We start from the raw sequence: 15270 nt of genomic DNA, 5'->3' as shown, positions 1-15270 counted from the left end.
CTCGCTGGCTGGAAACAAAATGAGAAAGAACAAACCCGCAAAGGTTAATCAGGTCGCAGACGATTGGCTGCTTGTGTATCCAAATACACACAAAGCGCAGCTAGTTTCCGCCTTGCGGGCGCTTAGCGACGAACATTTTGACGAAGTCTATTCGTTCCATGAACGGATCGAAAAATTTCCAAACGAAAAAAGGCGTGAGATACTTTCCGACCTACCAAAAGATTTCGCCAATGTGATCGATGGAATGCTTCGAGCCTATACTGAGCAGCTCGAACGGGCGAATGAACACTACTATAACCGCGATGCGCCCATTATCACTGATGCCGAATATGATGTGTTGGCCAAGTTACTGCGGTCAGCACTGGCACAAAAAAAGCTCTGGTCTTCCTACCTAAAGCGTATTGATGCGATTGGGGCAAAGCCGTCCGGGCGCTTCCGAAAAGTCCGTCATGCGCTGCCGATGCTGTCGCTCGACAACGCCTTTGCCGAGGACGACGTGCGCGACTTCGTCGGCCGCATCTCACGCTTCCTGAAGCTGCCGGACGACAAGATCGATTTCTCCGCCGAGCCCAAGATCGACGGGCTCTCGATGTCGCTGCGTTACGAGGGCGGCGAGCTCGTTACCGCGGCGACGCGCGGTGACGGTGCGGAAGGCGAGGACGTCACCGCCAATATCCGCACGCTGGAGGACGTGCCGCAGAAGCTGAAAGGCCGCAACATCCCCGACATCTGCGAGGTGCGCGGCGAGGTCTACATGACCAAGCACGCGTTTCTGGCGCTCAACGAGCGGCAGAAGGCAGCCGGCGACACCATCTTCGCCAATCCGCGCAATTCAGCCGCGGGCTCGTTGCGCCAGAAGGACCCGACGATCACAGCTTCGCGTCCGCTCGGCTTCTTCGCCTATGCCTGGGGCGAGATGAGCGCGATGCCGGAGGCGACGCAAACCGGCATGATCCACTGGTTCGAGCGCTGCGGCTTCAAGACCAATCCGCTGACCAAGCTGTGTCACTCGCTCGATCAGCTGATCGACTTCCACCGCAAGATCGAGGAGCAGCGCGCTCGCCTCGACTACGACATCGACGGCGTCGTCTACAAGGTCGACCGCATCGACTGGCAGGAGCGGCTCGGCTTCGTGTCGCGCACGCCGCGCTGGGGCATCGCGCACAAATTCCCCGCCGAGCGCGCCACCACCATCCTGCGCGACATCGAGATCCAGGTCGGCCGCACCGGCTCGTTCACGCCGGTCGGTAAGCTGGAGCCGGTTGGCGTCGGCGGCGTCATCGTGCAGAACGTCACGCTGCACAACGAGGATTACATCAAGGGCGTCGGCAACAAGGGCGAGGTGCTGCGCGAGGGCCGCGACATCAGGATCGGCGACACCGTCGTGATCCAGCGCGCCGGCGACGTCATTCCGCAGGTGGTCGATGTCGTCATCGACAAGCGGCCGAAGGGCGCCAGGGAATTCCACTTTCCGAAGAAATGCCCGTGCCCGCTGCACACCGACGTGGTGCGCGAGGAGACCGCAACCGGCGAGGAAGGCTCGCGCGCCCGCTGTACCGGCGAGTTCGCCTGTCCCTACCAGAAGATCGAGCACCTGAAGCTGTTCGTGTCGCGGCGGGCGTTCGACATCGACGGCCTCGGTGAAAAGCAGCTGCAATATTTCTTCGACGAAGGCTGGGTGAAGGAGCCCGCCGATATCTTTACGCTGCCGAAGCGCAACAACAGGCTGAAGCTCGAGGAGATCGAAGGCTACGGCGAGACTTCGGTGCGCAATCTCTTCGCCTCGATCGACAGCCGCCGCCGCATCGCGCTGGAGCGCTTCATCTTCGCGCTGGGCATGCGCCATGTCGGCGAGACCACGGCGCTGGCGCTGGCGCGCGGTTACGGCTCCTGGGAGACCTTCCACGACGCCTGCCTCAAGGTCGCCAAGGGCGACGAGGAGGCGATCGCGGAGATGGACGCGCTCGACCAGATCGGGGACACCGTGATTCAAAGCGTCGCGGCCTATTTCGGCGAAGGCCACAACCGCGGCATCGTCGACCGGCTGGTGAAGGAGCTCGACGAGATCGTCGACGCCGAGAAACCGAAGAGCAACTCCAAGGTGGCCGGCAAGACCGTGGTATTCACCGGCTCGCTGGAGAAGATGACGCGCGACGAAGCCAAAGCCACCGCCGAACGGTTGGGCGCCAAGGCCGCGGGCTCCGTGTCGAAGAAGACCGACTACGTCGTTGCCGGTCCCGGCGCCGGCTCGAAGCTGGCGGAAGCCAAGAAGCACGGCGTCACCGTGCTGACCGAGGACGAGTGGCTGAAGCTGATCGGGGAGTGATTTTTTCTTCGTCATGGCCGGGCTTGTCCCGGCCATCCACGTCTTTGCTGCCGAACGACAGAAAGTCGTGGATGCCCGGGACCAGCCCGGGCATGACGAGTGGAGAGATGCCACCTACAAAGACTTCAACAAGGAGGAAAGCCATGATCAAGGTGAGCGTAATGTACCCCAACAATCCCGGCGCGCGTTTCGACCACGACTACTACCGGGAAAAGCACATGCCGCTGATCAAGTCCCGCATGGGCGACGCTTGCAAGTACTACACCATCGACAAGGGTCTGGCCGGCGGCGCGCCGGGCGCGCCTGCGACCTATGTCGGCATGTGCCATATCTTCGCCGACTCCGTCGAAGGGTTCCAGAAGGCTTTCGGCCCGCACGTCAAGGAGATCATGGGCGACATCAAGAACTACACCGACATCGCCCCGGTGATGCAGATCAGTGAAGTCGTCGTGGAGAAGTGAGCTGATTGGCAAACTGCGGTCTTGGCGCTTCACACGACTGTCGTCGCCCGCGCATGCGGGCGATCCAGTATCCCAGAGGCGTCAGCGATAGGCCGAGAAGCCGCGGCGTACCGGATCCCCCGCATGCGCGGGCGATGACAATTGGGGGTGGGGAGGCCGCAATGCCTCACATCACCTCCGCTCCCCCTCTGCCTTCTCGACCACCTCCTCGCTCACCGCCACACCCCGCCGCGGCACCAGGAAGAGCATCGCGCAGGCACACGCGACCGAAAGCGCGAAGATCGCCGCCGTCAGCGGCAGCGTGGTGGTCGAATGGCCGCCGAGCCAGGCGCCGAGCTGCGAGACCAGCGCGCCGACGCCCTGCTGCAGGAAGCCCATCGCGCCGGAGGCGGTGCCGGCGGCTTCGGGGCGCACGCTGATGGCGCCGGCCGCGGAATTGGACATCACGAAGGCGTTTGCCGCCATCACGATCATCTGGGTACCGAACAGCCAGCTTGGGGCCTGGTTGATGCCGGCGAAGCTCCAGCCCAGGTTGAGAAGGCTGCCGCCAAGCTGCAGGGCGAGGCCGAACCAGATCAGCTTCTCGAGCTGGTGGCGCGGCGCAAAGCGCACGCAGAGCAGATTGCCGAGCAGGAACGCGAAGCCGGTGGCCGCGAACCAGGCGCCGTATTCGGCGGTGGTGCGCCCCATCTGTGTCACCACGATGTACGGCCCGCCGCCGGCGAACACGAAGATGATCTGCGAGGCCAGCACCTGGCAGAGCATGTAGCCGACGAAGGCGCGATTGCCGAGCAGCGAGCCGATATCGCCGCGGAAGCCGCCGCTTTCGGCTCGCGCCCGCCGCGTCTCCGGCAGCGCGATCGCGATCAGGACGGTGACGCCGAGCGAGGACGCGGTGATGAACCAGAAGATCGCGCGCCAGCCGAAGCTGGTCTCGAGGAGGCCGCCGGCGAGCGCGCTCAGCATCTGCGCCACCATCATGACCGCGATGACGAGGCTGATCATGGCGCCGACGCGGTCGCGGCTGTAGAGGTCGCGGATGATGGCGCGGCTGATCACCATGCCGGAGGCGCCGCCCAGCGCTTGCAGGAAGCGCGCGGCGATCAGCTGCGGCATGGTCTGTGCCAGCGAGGCGCCGAGGCTGGCCGCCACCATCAGCGCGAGCCCGGCCAGCAGCACCGGGCGGCGGCCGAACTTGTCGGACAGCGGCCCCATGGTCAGCTGCGAGCAGGCGATGCCGACCATGTAGAGCGACACGGTCATCTGCGCGACCTGGATGTCACTCTTGAACGTGGCGGCCAGCACCGGCAGCGCCGGCACCAGCATGTACAGCGAGATCGGCGCGACGCCCGTCATCGCGACGAGCATCAGCAGCATCAGCCGCGATGTCGTCGGATCGTGCCTGTCCGTGGCCGCGCCGGGCGGCTTGCCCATCAGGCCATGCATGCAAAGCGGTCCGTTGGCGTGGAGTCCGAATGTAACCGGATGCCGCCGCGCGAATACGCCCGTTTCGGCATGCCGCCATGTGGATTTCGGGACGCGGGTGAGGTGACTCGGCATTTCCGCAAACGAGATGTCGTCCCGGCGAAAGCCGGGACCCATAACCACCGATGTCGATTGTTGAAATACGCTGGAGCTCCAGCCTAGCATAACCACGCGCATTTGGGGTTATGGGTCCCGGCTTTCGCCGGGACGACAGCGGTGGCTCACTTCAACTCCGCCGTGGCATTGTCCAGCCACAGCTTGGTGGCGACGTCGTCGAGTTGCGGGCGCACGATCGTCGCGACTTTCGCATGATACTCGTTGAGCCAATTCAGCTCGGCCGCGTCCAGCATCTTCACCTCGATCAGCCGGCGGTCGATCGGTGCGAAGGTCAGCGTCTCGAAGGCGTTGACCGGCTTCTCCGAGCCCTTGATGTCGGCGCCGACGACGAGCACGAGATTTTCGATGCGGATGCCGTAGGCGTCGGCTTTGTAATAGCCGGGCTCGTTGGAGAGGATCATGCCGCGCTTCAGCGGCGTGGTGCCGAGCTTGGAGATCCGCGCCGGCCCCTCGTGCACCGAAAGATAGCTGCCGACGCCGTGGCCGGTGCCGTGCTCGAAATCGAGCCCGGCCTGCCAGAGGTATTGCCGCGCGAAGGAATCGAGCTGCGCGCCGGTGGTGCCGTCCGGGAACACCGCGCGCGCGATCGCGATGTGCCCGCGCAGCACGCGGGTGAAGCGGTCGCGCATCTCGTCGGTCGGCTCGCCGATCGCGACGGTGCGGGTGACGTCGGTGGTGCCGTCCTGGTACTGCGCGCCGGAATCGATCAGCAGCAGATCGCCGGGCGCGATGCGCCGGTTGCTCTTGCGTGTGACGCGGTAGTGCACGATGGCGCCGTTCGGACCGGTGCCGGAAATGGTGGGGAAGGAGACGTCCTTCAGCGCGCCCGTGCGGCGGCGAAAAGTCTCCAGCGCCTCGACGGCGTCGATCTCGGTCAGCGCGCCCGAGGGCGCCTCGCGGTCGACCCAGGCGAGAAAGCGCGTCAGCGCCACCGCGTCGCGGTGATGCGCGGTGCGGGTGCCCTCGATCTCCGTGATGTTCTTAACGGCCTTCAGGAGGCTCACGGGATCGTTGCCGGGCACCGCCTTGCCGCCGGCGACCTTGATCAGGCGGCTCAGCGCGTCGGCTGCGGTGGCGCTGTCGAGCGCGATCGAGGCGCCGCGTTTGGCGAGTTCGGTAAGCTTCGGCGCGAGCTTGTCCGGCTCCTCGACGTCGGCGGACTGCTCGAGATGGTCGCGCGCGGAATTGGAGAGTTTGCGGTGATCGATGAACACCGTCGGCCGGCCTTCCCGGGGCACCAGCGCGTAGGACAGCGGCAGCGGCGTATGCGAGACGTCGGCGCCGCGGATGTTGAAGGTCCAGGCGACGCCGTGGGAATCCGACAGCACCAGCGCCTCGACGCCGAGCCTGTTGAGCTCGATCCGGATGCGCTTCAGCTTTTCGGCTTCGAGCTCGCCGGAAAATTGCAGGCCCTGGATCGAGACCGGGCCGAGCGGCGGCGCCGGACGCTCGTGCCAGATCGCATCGACCGGGTTGGTGTCGACCGCGACCAGCTCCGCCCCGGCCTTGGTGCAGGCGCCAGCGAGGCGCTCGGCTGCCGCAGAAGTGTGCAGCCAGGGGTCAAATCCGAGGCGGTCGCCCCTGGCAAGGTGCCGGCCCAGCCAGTGTTCCGGCGTCGGATCGACCAGCGGCTCGACATGCCAGGCCTTGCGGTCGATCTGTTTTCCCGCCTGCAGGGTGTAGCGGCCGTCGACGAAGACGGCGGCTTCCCTGGCCAGCACGATGGCGAGGCCCGCCGAGCCGGTGAAGCCGGTCAGCCAGGCCAGCCGCTCCTCGGAAGGGGCGACGTACTCGTTTTGCTGCTGATCGGCGCGGGGAACGACGAATCCCGTCAGTTTCCGCCGGGCCAGCTCCTCGCGGAAGGCGGAGAGCCGCGCGGTCAGCGCCACGCCGCTCTCGGGTTCCTCGAACGTCTGGAAATGGGCTTCGAACATTGCGGTCACATTTTAGATGCGTGAGGAGGGTACGGCAACGCGGCCGAATTCTCCTTAACATGGCACGAGTTATGCTTGAATTTTGACCCTGCGTTAGACGGGATCGAGCGGTCTGCAAGCCAGTTCGTTCGGATGATGACCGGGAGACTTCGAGGAGTGTCTCAACTCAACGGCGAGGGGATACACCATGCCAGCCTTCAGTTTTGAGAAGATTTCGCCGCCCGCAAACCGTGGCCCGATCGCACCCATCGTGGTCAAGAAGCGCGGCGTCATCGTCCAGATCCTGGACCGCTTCGTCGAAGCCCGGGTCAGGAAACAGAAGGGCGCCGTCTCCCGCGCCAAGCAAAAGAAGAAAATGTAGGTCGCTTTCCCGTCATTCCGGGGCGATGCGCAGCATCGAACCCGGACTCTCGAGATTCTCAGGAGCGCAAGTGCGCTCCATAGTTCGGCTCTTCGAGCCGCCCCGGAATGACGGCCTGCCTAGCTTACCTTCCGCAGCAACAAACTGCTCCAGCCCTCGATCCGCAAATGCCGTAGCGGCACCAGGCCGCGGGCGCGATAGGCGGCGATCACCGCGGGTGCCTGATGCGTCAGCAGGCCGGACAGGATCACCAGCGCCCCCGGTGCTAGATGCCGCGCCATCGGCCCCGCCAGCTGCCGCAGCGGATTGGCGAGGATATTCGCCAGCACCAGGTCGAACGGCGCGGCTCGCGCGAATGCCGGCGCCGAGAAGCCGACCGCGCGCACTGTCTGCACGAGCTGGCCGGTCTCGTTCAGCCGCGCATTCTCCCGCGCCACCTGCACCGAAGGGGCATCGATGTCGCCGGCGAGCACGCCGATCTTCAAGGCCTTGGCCGCCGCAATGCCCAGCACGCCGGTGCCGGTGCCGAGATCGAGCAGGCGCCGCGGCCGATATGCCTTCAGCACATGGTCGAGCAGCAGCAGGCAGCCCCGCGTGGTGCCGTGATGCCCGGTGCCGAACGCCAGCGCCGCCTCGATCTCGATCGCGAGCTTGTTGACGGCTACGCGCTCCCTGTCATGCGCGCCATGCACGACGAAGCGTCCGGCCGGCACCGGCACGAGATCCTCGAGGCTCGCCTTGACCCAGTCTCTGGCTTCCACGGTGTCGAAGGCGAGTGTGCTCGCAATCTCGCTGCTAGCCGCATTGGTCACGAGTTCGCGCAGCAGCGCCTGGTCCGGCGCCTCGGCAAAATGCACCGTGACGTCCCAGCGCCCGTCCGGCCGCTCGAACGCCGCCACCGCGGCCTCGCCGTCGAAGAAGACCTCCGTGAGGACATCAACGACGCGCTTCGCCGCTTGCTCATCGCCGATGGCGAAGCTGGCGCAGTGGGTGGAGGGGGTAATGGTCATCGGGAAGCGGTCCACAGCTAACGGAGAGGAAATGCAGGTCTTGTTTACAGGCTTCTCACCATCGCGTGCGGGGGATTTTCACAGCTTTTTCACCGTGCGGGCAGCGCGGCCCTGACAGGCCAATCGGGCCGAAAAAGTCGAGCAATGTGAATGGGCAGCGACACATTCCCACTGGTCCTTCCACAGCTTATCCCGCAGTTTTCCACAGCCCTGTGCCCGCATCTCACAGCCCGCCCCTGGTTAACACCTTCGTAAATTCATCGCCGATTCACCCCGCCATCAGATCGCCTGCGCGATGGAACCGCGCATTAAGCGCCGTGCGCGAGGATGGCTGCACCAAAAAAATAAAGGGGGGAATCAAATGAAGAAGATCGCTGCCGCGCTCGCTGTCATGCTCGCACTGGGCGCCTATGTCAGCTATCCGTCGGCCGAAGAGCGCACCGCGACCATCTCGCCGTCGGCGCTGATGTCGGACACGCGCTCGCTTCCGGTGGAAGCGTTCGACGCCGTCTAAGCCGGACGCACAAACAATGGCGGCCCGCCTGGCCCAGTAAGGGCCGGGCGGGCCGTTTTCTATTTGGCGAACAGCGCGCGATGGTCGGCAAGGATCACGCGCGCCGCATTGTGGCCGGGCGCGCCGGTGACGCCGCCGCCGGGATGGGCGCCGGAGCCGCAGTGATAGAGCCCCCTCAACGGGCCGCGGTAATCGGCATGCCCGAGCATCGGCCGCGCCGAGAACAGCTGGTTCAGCGTCAGCGCGCCATGAAAAATGTCGCCGCCGAGCAGGCCGAACTGCCGCTCGAGGTCGAGCGGCGACAGCACCTGCCGGCCGATCACGCTCGCCGCAAAGCCCGGTGCGTAGCGGTCGACGGTCGCGATCATGAGATCGGCGACCTGCTCGCGATGGTCGTCCCAGGATTTGCCATCCGGCAATTCCGGCGCGACATGCTGGCAGAACAGGCTCGCAACATGCTGGCCCGCAGGCGCCAGCGTATCGTCGAGCGTGGAGGGGATCAGCACCTCGACCACGGGCTCGCGGCTCCAGCCATGTTCGCGGGCGTCGAGCCAGGCGCGATCCATGTAGCCGAGCGACGGCGCCAGGATGATGCCGGCGGTGAGGTGGTCGCCTTCGCCCGGCAGCGCGGTGAACGAGGGCAGGGCGCTGAGCGCGACGTTCATGCGGAAGGTGCCGGAGCCGTTGCGCCAGCGCGCGATGCGGTCGAGGAAGGGCGTCGGCAGCGCCTCCGCCGGCACCAGCCGCGTGTACAGCAGTTTTGGATTGACGTTGGAAACGACATACCTGGCGCGGATCGTCTCGCCATCGTCGAGGATGACGCCTACGGCGCGGCCGTTCTCGACGATCACCTCGCGCACGCCGGCATCGGTCTCGATCTCGGCGCCGTGCTTTTGCGCCGCTCGCGCCATCGCAAGGCCGATCGCGCCCATGCCGCCGATGGCATGGCCCCAGACGCCCTTCTTGCCGTTCACCTCGCCGAAGGCATGGTGCAGCATCACGTAAGCCGACCCCGCGGCATAGGGGCTCGCGTAGTTGCCGACGATGGCGTCGAAGCCGAACAACGCCTTGACGAGGTCGCTCTCGAACCGCTCGTCGAGCATCTCGCCGGCCGAGCGGGTGAAGAGATCGAGCAGGCTCCGCTGTTGCTCCAGAGTCAGCTTTCGCAGGATGTTGCCGGTGCCGACGGCGTTGAAGGCTTCGTGGATCGCGGCGAGGCCGAAAGCCTCGACCAGGTTGGGCGGTGCGCGCAGCACCAGCTGACGCAGCACGTCGGCGATGTCCTCCAGCTCGCGCGAGAACGAGTCGATACGCGCCGCATCGCGTTCGCTGAGCTTCGCGACCGATGCACGCGTGCGGCCCTCGCCGGTGAGGAGATAGCTGCCGTCGGGCGCAGGCAGGAAGTTCTGCGCGCGGCGCTCGACGATCCTCAACCCGTGATCGGCCAGCCGCAGATCGGCAATGACCCGCGGATTGAGCAGGCTCACGGTGTAGGCCGCGACCGAATTGCGGAAGCCGGGATGAAACTCTTCCGTCACGGCGGCGCCGCCGACCACCTTGCGGCGGTCGACCACCTTCACCTTGAGGCCGGCCATCGCCAGATAGGCCGCGCAGGTGAGGCCGTTATGCCCCGCACCGATGATGACGACGTCCGTTTCGTTCATGTTCGCTTCAAGAAGGATTGATTATGCGCTGCTTCGCGCCCATTGCGCGTTCCGTCAAGGTTTCTTGCCCCTGATGTTGCCATATGCTCAATTCGGCGTCTCTGGCGACCCCCTGCCGGAAGTGCCGTCCCCTGCCGGGCTTTGCCGGAGCCTCCATGACCGTTGCTGCACCGTCCCTCACGGATCAAGCCGCCATTTCGCGGAACCGGCTGATCCTCGCGGTCTACACGCTGGCGATTTTCGTCAGCGCGCTGCTGCTGTTCTCGGTGCAGCCGCTGTTCACCAAGATGGTGCTGCCGCGGCTCGGCGGCTCGCCGGCGGTGTGGTCGGTGGCGATGGTGTTCTTCCAGTCGCTGCTGCTCGCGGGCTATGCCTATGCGCACTACCTGACCAAGGCGGGCAACCGCGTCGTTCCCGTCCTGGTGCATCTGCTGCTGCTGGTCGCCGCCATGCTGACCCTGCCGCTGGCGATCCGCTCCGGCTGGGGCGAGCCGCCCATGTCAGGATATGCGTTCTGGCTGCTCGGGTTGTTCTCCGTCTCGATCGGCTTGCCATTCTTCGCGCTCGCCGCCAACAACCCGCTGCTGCAGGCCTGGTTCGTGCGCACCGGCCATCCCAACGGACCGGACCCGTATTTTCTCTACGCCTCGTCCAACATCGGCAGCTTCCTGGCGCTGCTGTCCTATCCGGTGCTGCTGGAGCCGATGTTTACGCTGCGCACCCAGAACCTGATCTGGACCGGCGGCTATGGCCTCTTGATCCTGCTGATCGCAGGCTGCGGCGTGCTGCTGCTGAAGTCGCCTGCCAATGCCGCGGCGCTGAACCTGCCGGCCGCCGACGTCGACGCGCCGGCGCCGTCGTGGTCGCTGCGTGCACGCTGGATTTTCCTGGCGGCGGTGCCCTCGGGCCTGCTGATCGCGGTGACCGCGCATATTTCCACCGACGTCGCCGCAGCGCCGCTGCTCTGGGTGCTGCCGCTGTCGCTCTATCTGCTCACCTGGGTGCTGGTGTTCCAGTCGCGGCCGCTGCTGCCGCACTGGCTGATGCTGTTGTTGCAACCGCTGGCGGTCGCGGGCGTGGTGATCCTGCTGGCGGTCGGCGGCGAGCAGAATCTGCTGCTGACGCTCGGCGGACACCAACTGTTTTTCTTCCTGATCGCGATGGCCTGCCATGGCGAGCTGGCGCGCACGCGGCCCGCCGCGAAATATCTCACCGGCTTCTATGTCGCGCTGTCGTTCGGCGGCATGGTCGGCGGATTGTTCGCAGGGCTCATCGCGCCATACGCCTTCTCCTGGATCGCGGAGTACCCGATCCTGCTGGCGCTGGCGACGCTGTGCCGGCCGGCGGTCCCCGAGCGCCTGCCGCGGCTCGCGCAATGGTATTGGGCGCTGCTCGCCGCCATCGCCGTGGCGCTGATCCTGCCGGCATACTCTGCCGGCCAGGTCTTCAACTGGCTCGACGGGCACCGTCCCTGGATGATCGGCGGCGTCGGCGTGCTCGCGGCGGCGATGGCGCTCGCGCTCAACGGCAATCGCTGGAAGATATTCGCCACCGTTGCCGTGGCGCTGGTGCTGCTGCGCGCCTATCCGACCGATGCGGGGCGGGTCGAGACTGTGCGCAGCTTCTTCGGCGTGCACAAGATCGTGGTGACGCCGAACGGCCAGTACCACGTGCTGATGCACGGCACGACCATCCACGGCGCCGAGAAATTCAGGAACGACGACGGCTCGCCGGTGACGGGACGGCCGGAGCCGATCACCTACTACCACAGGGACGGCGGCATCGGCCAGGCCATCACGGCGATGCGCGAGCGCAAGGGGGCGCCGCTGAAGGTCGCGGTGATCGGGCTCGGCTCGGGCTCGCTGACCTGCGCCTCCGAGCCGGGCGAGGACTGGAAGTTCTTCGAGATCGACCAGACCATGGTCGACAGCGCCCGCGACCCGAAATACTTCACTTACATCTCGAAATGCGAGCCGGACCTCAAGCCCGTGATCGGCGACGCCCGGCTGACCTTCGCGAAGGAGCCGAACGGCGCCTATGACGTCATCATCGTCGACGCCTATTCCTCCGACGCGATCCCGATCCATCTCGCCACCGAGGAGGCGATGGAGATCTACAAGGACAAGCTGGCGCCGCATGGCGCCGTGGTGATGCATATCTCCAACCGGCACCTCGAGCTCGAGAGCGTCGTCGTCGGCATCGCCGACGCCAACGATCTCAAGAGCTGGGTCTATAGCGAGGACACCGGGCGGGACGCCGAGTACATCTTCTCCACCACGGTCGTGGTCTCGGCGCGCGAGGAGGCCGACGTCGGCAACCTCGCTTCGTCCGACAAGTGGACGCTGACCGAAGCGGAGGACCACCAGCGGGTCTGGACCGACGATTACTCCAACATCGTCGGCGCGCTGTGGCGCCGCATGCGCGACGGCGAGCAGTAGCGGCGTCCTGCCTCGCCCCGCTTGCGGCACGGCAATCGCATGGCGCTGGTCCGCTTTTGCACGGGCGTTTCCACATCGTCATGCCCGGGCCTTGTCCCGGCCATCCACGACCTTTCCTCCGGCACAAAGAACGTGGATGCCCGGGACCCGTCTCCGCCAAGGCTCCGCCGGGGCCACGAATTCGCCCGGCCCGCCGAAGCTTCAGCGAAGGCGGCAAGCCCGGGCATGACGAGTTTGTGGCGGTCAGGCCGATGAAAGTAATCTGCATACGCGGTTGCCCACCGCGTGCGGGAAGAGGTCGACGCGCGAAGACGCGTCAGTCCTGATAGACGTAGTAGCCGCGCTGCGGCGGGTAGTACGGTCGCGGCTGCTGCTGGTAGTAGTAGTAACCCTGCGGCGCCGGCGCATAGCCGCGGTCGTAATAGTATTGCTGTTGCGGCGGGTACAGCTGGGCGCGCGGCGCCGGATAGATTTGGTCGCGGGAGCTGCCGTCGGCGGGATAGATGTAGCCGTCGTCGCGGCGCGGCTGCGGCGCGTAGCCGTTTTGCGGCGCGTAGCCGGGCTGCGGCGTGATCACGACGGGATCGCCGGCGTTGTCGTATTGCTGATCCTGTTCGATCGGCGCGCGGCGGGCCACGGCCGTGGTGGCGCGGCCGCGCGGGTTGCGGGCCAGTGCCACCTGCGAGGAACCGGTCAGCGTCACCGTGGTGGTGAGCACGCCGTGCTCCTGCACCAGCGCATAGAGCGTCGCGGCATTGGCGCGCGACAGTCGCACGCAGCCGTGCGAGGCGGGGCTGCCGAGGCGGCTCACGGAATCCGTGCCGTGGATGGCGTGGCCGATCTTGGTGAAGAAGATCGAATGCGGCATCGGCGCATCGTCGAATTCCTTGGAGTAATGGTCCGCCTCCATTCGGAAGGTGCGGAACGCGCCGTTCGGCGTCTCATAGGAGGGAATGCCCGTGGACACCGGCCAGCGGTAGCGCGCGACGCCGTCGATCGCGACGGTCATCTGCTGGTTGTCCTTGTCGACGGTGATGGCGACTTTGGCCTCAGCGCCGGTGGCGATCAGCATCAACCCGGCAAAAGCGACGAGAAAGGAACGCATGTACTTCTGGCCTCCCGGCTGATGCCGCCGCGGCTCTCCGTCCCCCGGCAATCACTATGCCCGGAATCCGCCTTTGGTTCCAGTATCCGGCGGCGGATCGTTGATGAACGGCGCTGACTTTTTCGCGAGTTGTTGTTCATGTTGTTTGTGTCGTCATTCCGGGGCGATGCGACAGCATCGAACCCGGAATCTCGAGATTCCGGGTTCGCTCCCTTCGGGCGCGCCCCGGCATGACGCGCTGCGCGTCAATTCTTGAGGCGGTACCCCGTCCGGAATATCCACCACACCAGCGCCATGCAGATGGCGAGGAAGGCCAGCGTCATGCCGAGGCTCAGCCAGATGCTGACGTCGGCGATCTCGTAAAAACTCCAGCGGAAGCCCGAGATCAGATAGACCACCGGGTTGAGCAGGGTGATGGTGCGCCAGCCCGAGGGCAGCATGTTGACGGAGTAGAAGCTGCCGCCGAGGAAGGTCAGCGGCGTCACGATCAGCATCGGGATCATCTGCAGCTTCTCGAATCCGTCGGCCCAGATGCCGATGATGAAGCCGAACAGGCTGAAGGTGACGGCAGTCAGCACCAGGAACGCCAGCATCCACCAGGGATGGTGGATGTGCAGCGGCACGAACAGGGCGGCGGTGGCGAGGATGATCAGGCCGAGGATGATCGACTTGGTGGCGGCGGCCCCGACATAGCCGACCACGATCTCGAAATAGGAGATCGGCGCCGACAGGATCTCGTAGATGGTGCCGACGAATTTCGGGAAATAGATGCCGAACGAGGCGTTGGCGATGCTCTGCGTCAGCACCGACAGCATCACGAGGCCGGGCACGATGAAAGTGCCGTAGCTGACGCCCTCGACCTCGGTGATGCGCGAGCCGATCGCGGCGCCGAACACCACGAAATAGAGCGAGGTGGAAACCACCGGCGAGACGACGCTCTGCAGCAGCGTGCGCCAGGTACGCGCCATTTCGAACAGGTAGATGGCCTGGACGGCTCGCCAGTTCATCACGCTTTCCTCACCAGGCTGACGAAGATGTCTTCCAGCGAAGACTGTTCGGTATCGAGATCGCTGATGCGGACGCCGGCGCTGCGGAGATCGCTGAGCAGGCTGGTGATGCCGGTGCGCTCGCCCTTGGTGTCGTAGTCGTAGGTGATCTCGCGCCCGTCCTCCGACAAATGGAGATCGTACGGCGCCAGCGCCGGCGGGATCGCGTCCACCTTGTGCTGCAGCTGCAGCGTCAGCCGCTTCTTGCCGAGCTTCTGCATCAGCCCGGCCTTGTCCTCGACCAGGATGATCTCGCCCTTGTTGATGACGCCGATGCGGTCGGCCATCTCCTCGGCTTCCTCGATGTAATGCGTGGTCAGGATGATGGTGACGCCCGAGGCCTGCAAGGTGCGCACCACCTCCCACATGCCCTTGCGCAATTCGACGTCGACGCCCGCGGTCGGCTCGTCGAGGAAGAGGATCTGCGGCTCGTGCGACAGCGCCTTCGCAATCATGACGCGGCGCTTCATGCCGCCGGACAGCGTGATGATTTTGGAATCCTTCCTGTCCCACAGCGAAAGATCCTTCAGCACCTTCTCGATATGCGCCGGGTTCTTCGGCTTGCCGAACAGGCCGCGGCTGAAGCTGACGGTGGCCCATACTGTCTCGAATGAATCGGTGTGGAGTTCCTGTGGAACCAGCCCGATCATCGAGCGCGCCGCGCGGAAATCCTTGACGACGTCATGGCCGCCGACCGCGATGCTGCCCGAGGTCGGATTGGCGATACCGCAGATGGTGCTGATCAGCGTGGTCTTGCCGGCGCCGTTGGGCCCGAGCAGCGCGAAGATTTCGCCGCGGGCGATGTCGAG

General features: G+C 65.4%; 12 protein-coding genes. 5 read left to right on the top strand and 7 right to left on the bottom strand.

Features of this window, described 5'->3' with window-relative positions; all coding sequences use genetic code 11:
* Positions 1-19 precede the first annotated feature (19 nt).
* Together ligA and ACT4OC_RS19270 are read left to right on the top strand one after the other, a co-directional pair.
* Positions 20-2326: an NAD-dependent DNA ligase LigA gene (ligA, locus tag ACT4OC_RS19275; RefSeq protein ID WP_444840622.1), complete on the top strand. Its 2307-nt coding sequence runs from the start codon at positions 20-22 to the stop codon at positions 2324-2326.
* 143 nt (positions 2327-2469) lie between these two features.
* Positions 2470-2787, top strand: coding sequence for an EthD family reductase (locus ACT4OC_RS19270; RefSeq protein WP_444840621.1), 318 nt, complete (start codon positions 2470-2472; stop codon positions 2785-2787).
* Between the two features lie 171 nt (positions 2788-2958).
* Here the strand turns inward: ACT4OC_RS19270 and ACT4OC_RS19265 are convergent, their stop codons facing one another.
* Complete coding sequence (locus tag ACT4OC_RS19265; RefSeq protein ID WP_444840620.1) at positions 2959-4233, bottom strand: multidrug effflux MFS transporter; 1275 nt, start codon at positions 4231-4233, stop codon at positions 2959-2961.
* A 260-nt stretch (positions 4234-4493) separates the two neighbouring features.
* On the bottom strand, positions 4494-6323 hold the full coding sequence (locus ACT4OC_RS19260; protein WP_444840619.1) for an aminopeptidase P family protein: 1830 nt from the start codon (positions 6321-6323) through the stop codon (positions 4494-4496).
* 187 nt (positions 6324-6510) lie between these two features.
* Between ACT4OC_RS19260 and ACT4OC_RS19255 the strand changes: the two genes are divergently transcribed.
* A complete protein-coding gene (locus tag ACT4OC_RS19255) occupies positions 6511-6684 on the top strand; it encodes a hypothetical protein (protein WP_444840618.1) in 174 nt (57 codons plus the stop codon).
* A gap of 119 nt (positions 6685-6803) precedes the next feature.
* Here ACT4OC_RS19255 and ACT4OC_RS19250 read toward each other — a convergent pair whose 3' ends face one another.
* Positions 6804-7688: a 50S ribosomal protein L11 methyltransferase gene (locus ACT4OC_RS19250; RefSeq protein ID WP_444840633.1), complete on the bottom strand. Its 885-nt coding sequence runs from the start codon at positions 7686-7688 to the stop codon at positions 6804-6806.
* Between the two features lie 367 nt (positions 7689-8055).
* Between ACT4OC_RS19250 and ACT4OC_RS19245 the strand changes: the two genes are divergently transcribed.
* Entirely contained in the window at positions 8056-8208 is a 153-nt protein-coding gene (locus ACT4OC_RS19245; protein WP_444840617.1) for a hypothetical protein, read from the top strand.
* Positions 8209-8267: 59 nt separating this feature from the next.
* Here ACT4OC_RS19245 and ACT4OC_RS19240 read toward each other — a convergent pair whose 3' ends face one another.
* Positions 8268-9872 (bottom strand): phytoene desaturase family protein, encoded by a 1605-nt coding sequence (locus ACT4OC_RS19240; RefSeq protein WP_444840616.1) that lies wholly within the window; start codon positions 9870-9872, stop codon positions 8268-8270.
* Positions 9873-10027: 155 nt separating this feature from the next.
* On the opposite strand from ACT4OC_RS19240, the gene ACT4OC_RS19235 reads away from it, so the two are divergent.
* Positions 10028-12310 (top strand): spermidine synthase, encoded by a 2283-nt coding sequence (locus ACT4OC_RS19235; RefSeq protein WP_444840615.1) that lies wholly within the window; start codon positions 10028-10030, stop codon positions 12308-12310.
* A 316-nt stretch (positions 12311-12626) separates the two neighbouring features.
* On the opposite strand, the gene ACT4OC_RS19230 is transcribed toward ACT4OC_RS19235, so the two are convergent.
* The 3 genes from ACT4OC_RS19230 to ACT4OC_RS19220 form a co-directional block, all read right to left on the bottom strand.
* Entirely contained in the window at positions 12627-13415 is a 789-nt protein-coding gene (locus tag ACT4OC_RS19230; RefSeq protein WP_444840614.1) for a L,D-transpeptidase, read from the bottom strand.
* A gap of 245 nt (positions 13416-13660) precedes the next feature.
* Positions 13661-14422, bottom strand: coding sequence for an ABC transporter permease (locus ACT4OC_RS19225; protein ID WP_444840613.1), 762 nt, complete (start codon positions 14420-14422; stop codon positions 13661-13663).
* On the bottom strand, positions 14422-15270 hold an 849-nt coding region (locus tag ACT4OC_RS19220; protein WP_444840612.1), incomplete at its 5' end, for an ABC transporter ATP-binding protein. The genes ACT4OC_RS19225 and ACT4OC_RS19220, both read right to left, overlap by 1 nt.

The organism is Bradyrhizobium sp., assembly GCF_052389815.1.
Taxonomy (GTDB): Bacteria; Pseudomonadota; Alphaproteobacteria; order Rhizobiales; family Xanthobacteraceae; genus Bradyrhizobium.
The sequence above is the reverse complement of the archived record's forward strand: the minus strand, read 5'-3'. Positions and strand labels throughout refer to the sequence as shown.

Coding starts and splice junctions, on each gene's coding strand:
- ligA (WP_444840622.1), top strand. CDS start 20: ATGAGAAAGAACAAACCCGCAAAGGTTAATCAGGTCGCAGACGATTGG.
- ACT4OC_RS19270 (WP_444840621.1), top strand. CDS start 2,470: ATGATCAAGGTGAGCGTAATGTACCCCAACAATCCCGGCGCGCGTTTC.
- ACT4OC_RS19265 (WP_444840620.1), bottom strand. CDS start 4,233: ATGCATGGCCTGATGGGCAAGCCGCCCGGCGCGGCCACGGACAGGCAC.
- ACT4OC_RS19260 (WP_444840619.1), bottom strand. CDS start 6,323: ATGTTCGAAGCCCATTTCCAGACGTTCGAGGAACCCGAGAGCGGCGTG.
- ACT4OC_RS19255 (WP_444840618.1), top strand. CDS start 6,511: ATGCCAGCCTTCAGTTTTGAGAAGATTTCGCCGCCCGCAAACCGTGGC.
- ACT4OC_RS19245 (WP_444840617.1), top strand. CDS start 8,056: ATGAAGAAGATCGCTGCCGCGCTCGCTGTCATGCTCGCACTGGGCGCC.
- ACT4OC_RS19240 (WP_444840616.1), bottom strand. CDS start 9,872: ATGAACGAAACGGACGTCGTCATCATCGGTGCGGGGCATAACGGCCTC.
- ACT4OC_RS19235 (WP_444840615.1), top strand. CDS start 10,028: ATGACCGTTGCTGCACCGTCCCTCACGGATCAAGCCGCCATTTCGCGG.
- ACT4OC_RS19230 (WP_444840614.1), bottom strand. CDS start 13,415: ATGCGTTCCTTTCTCGTCGCTTTTGCCGGGTTGATGCTGATCGCCACC.
- ACT4OC_RS19225 (WP_444840613.1), bottom strand. CDS start 14,422: ATGAACTGGCGAGCCGTCCAGGCCATCTACCTGTTCGAAATGGCGCGT.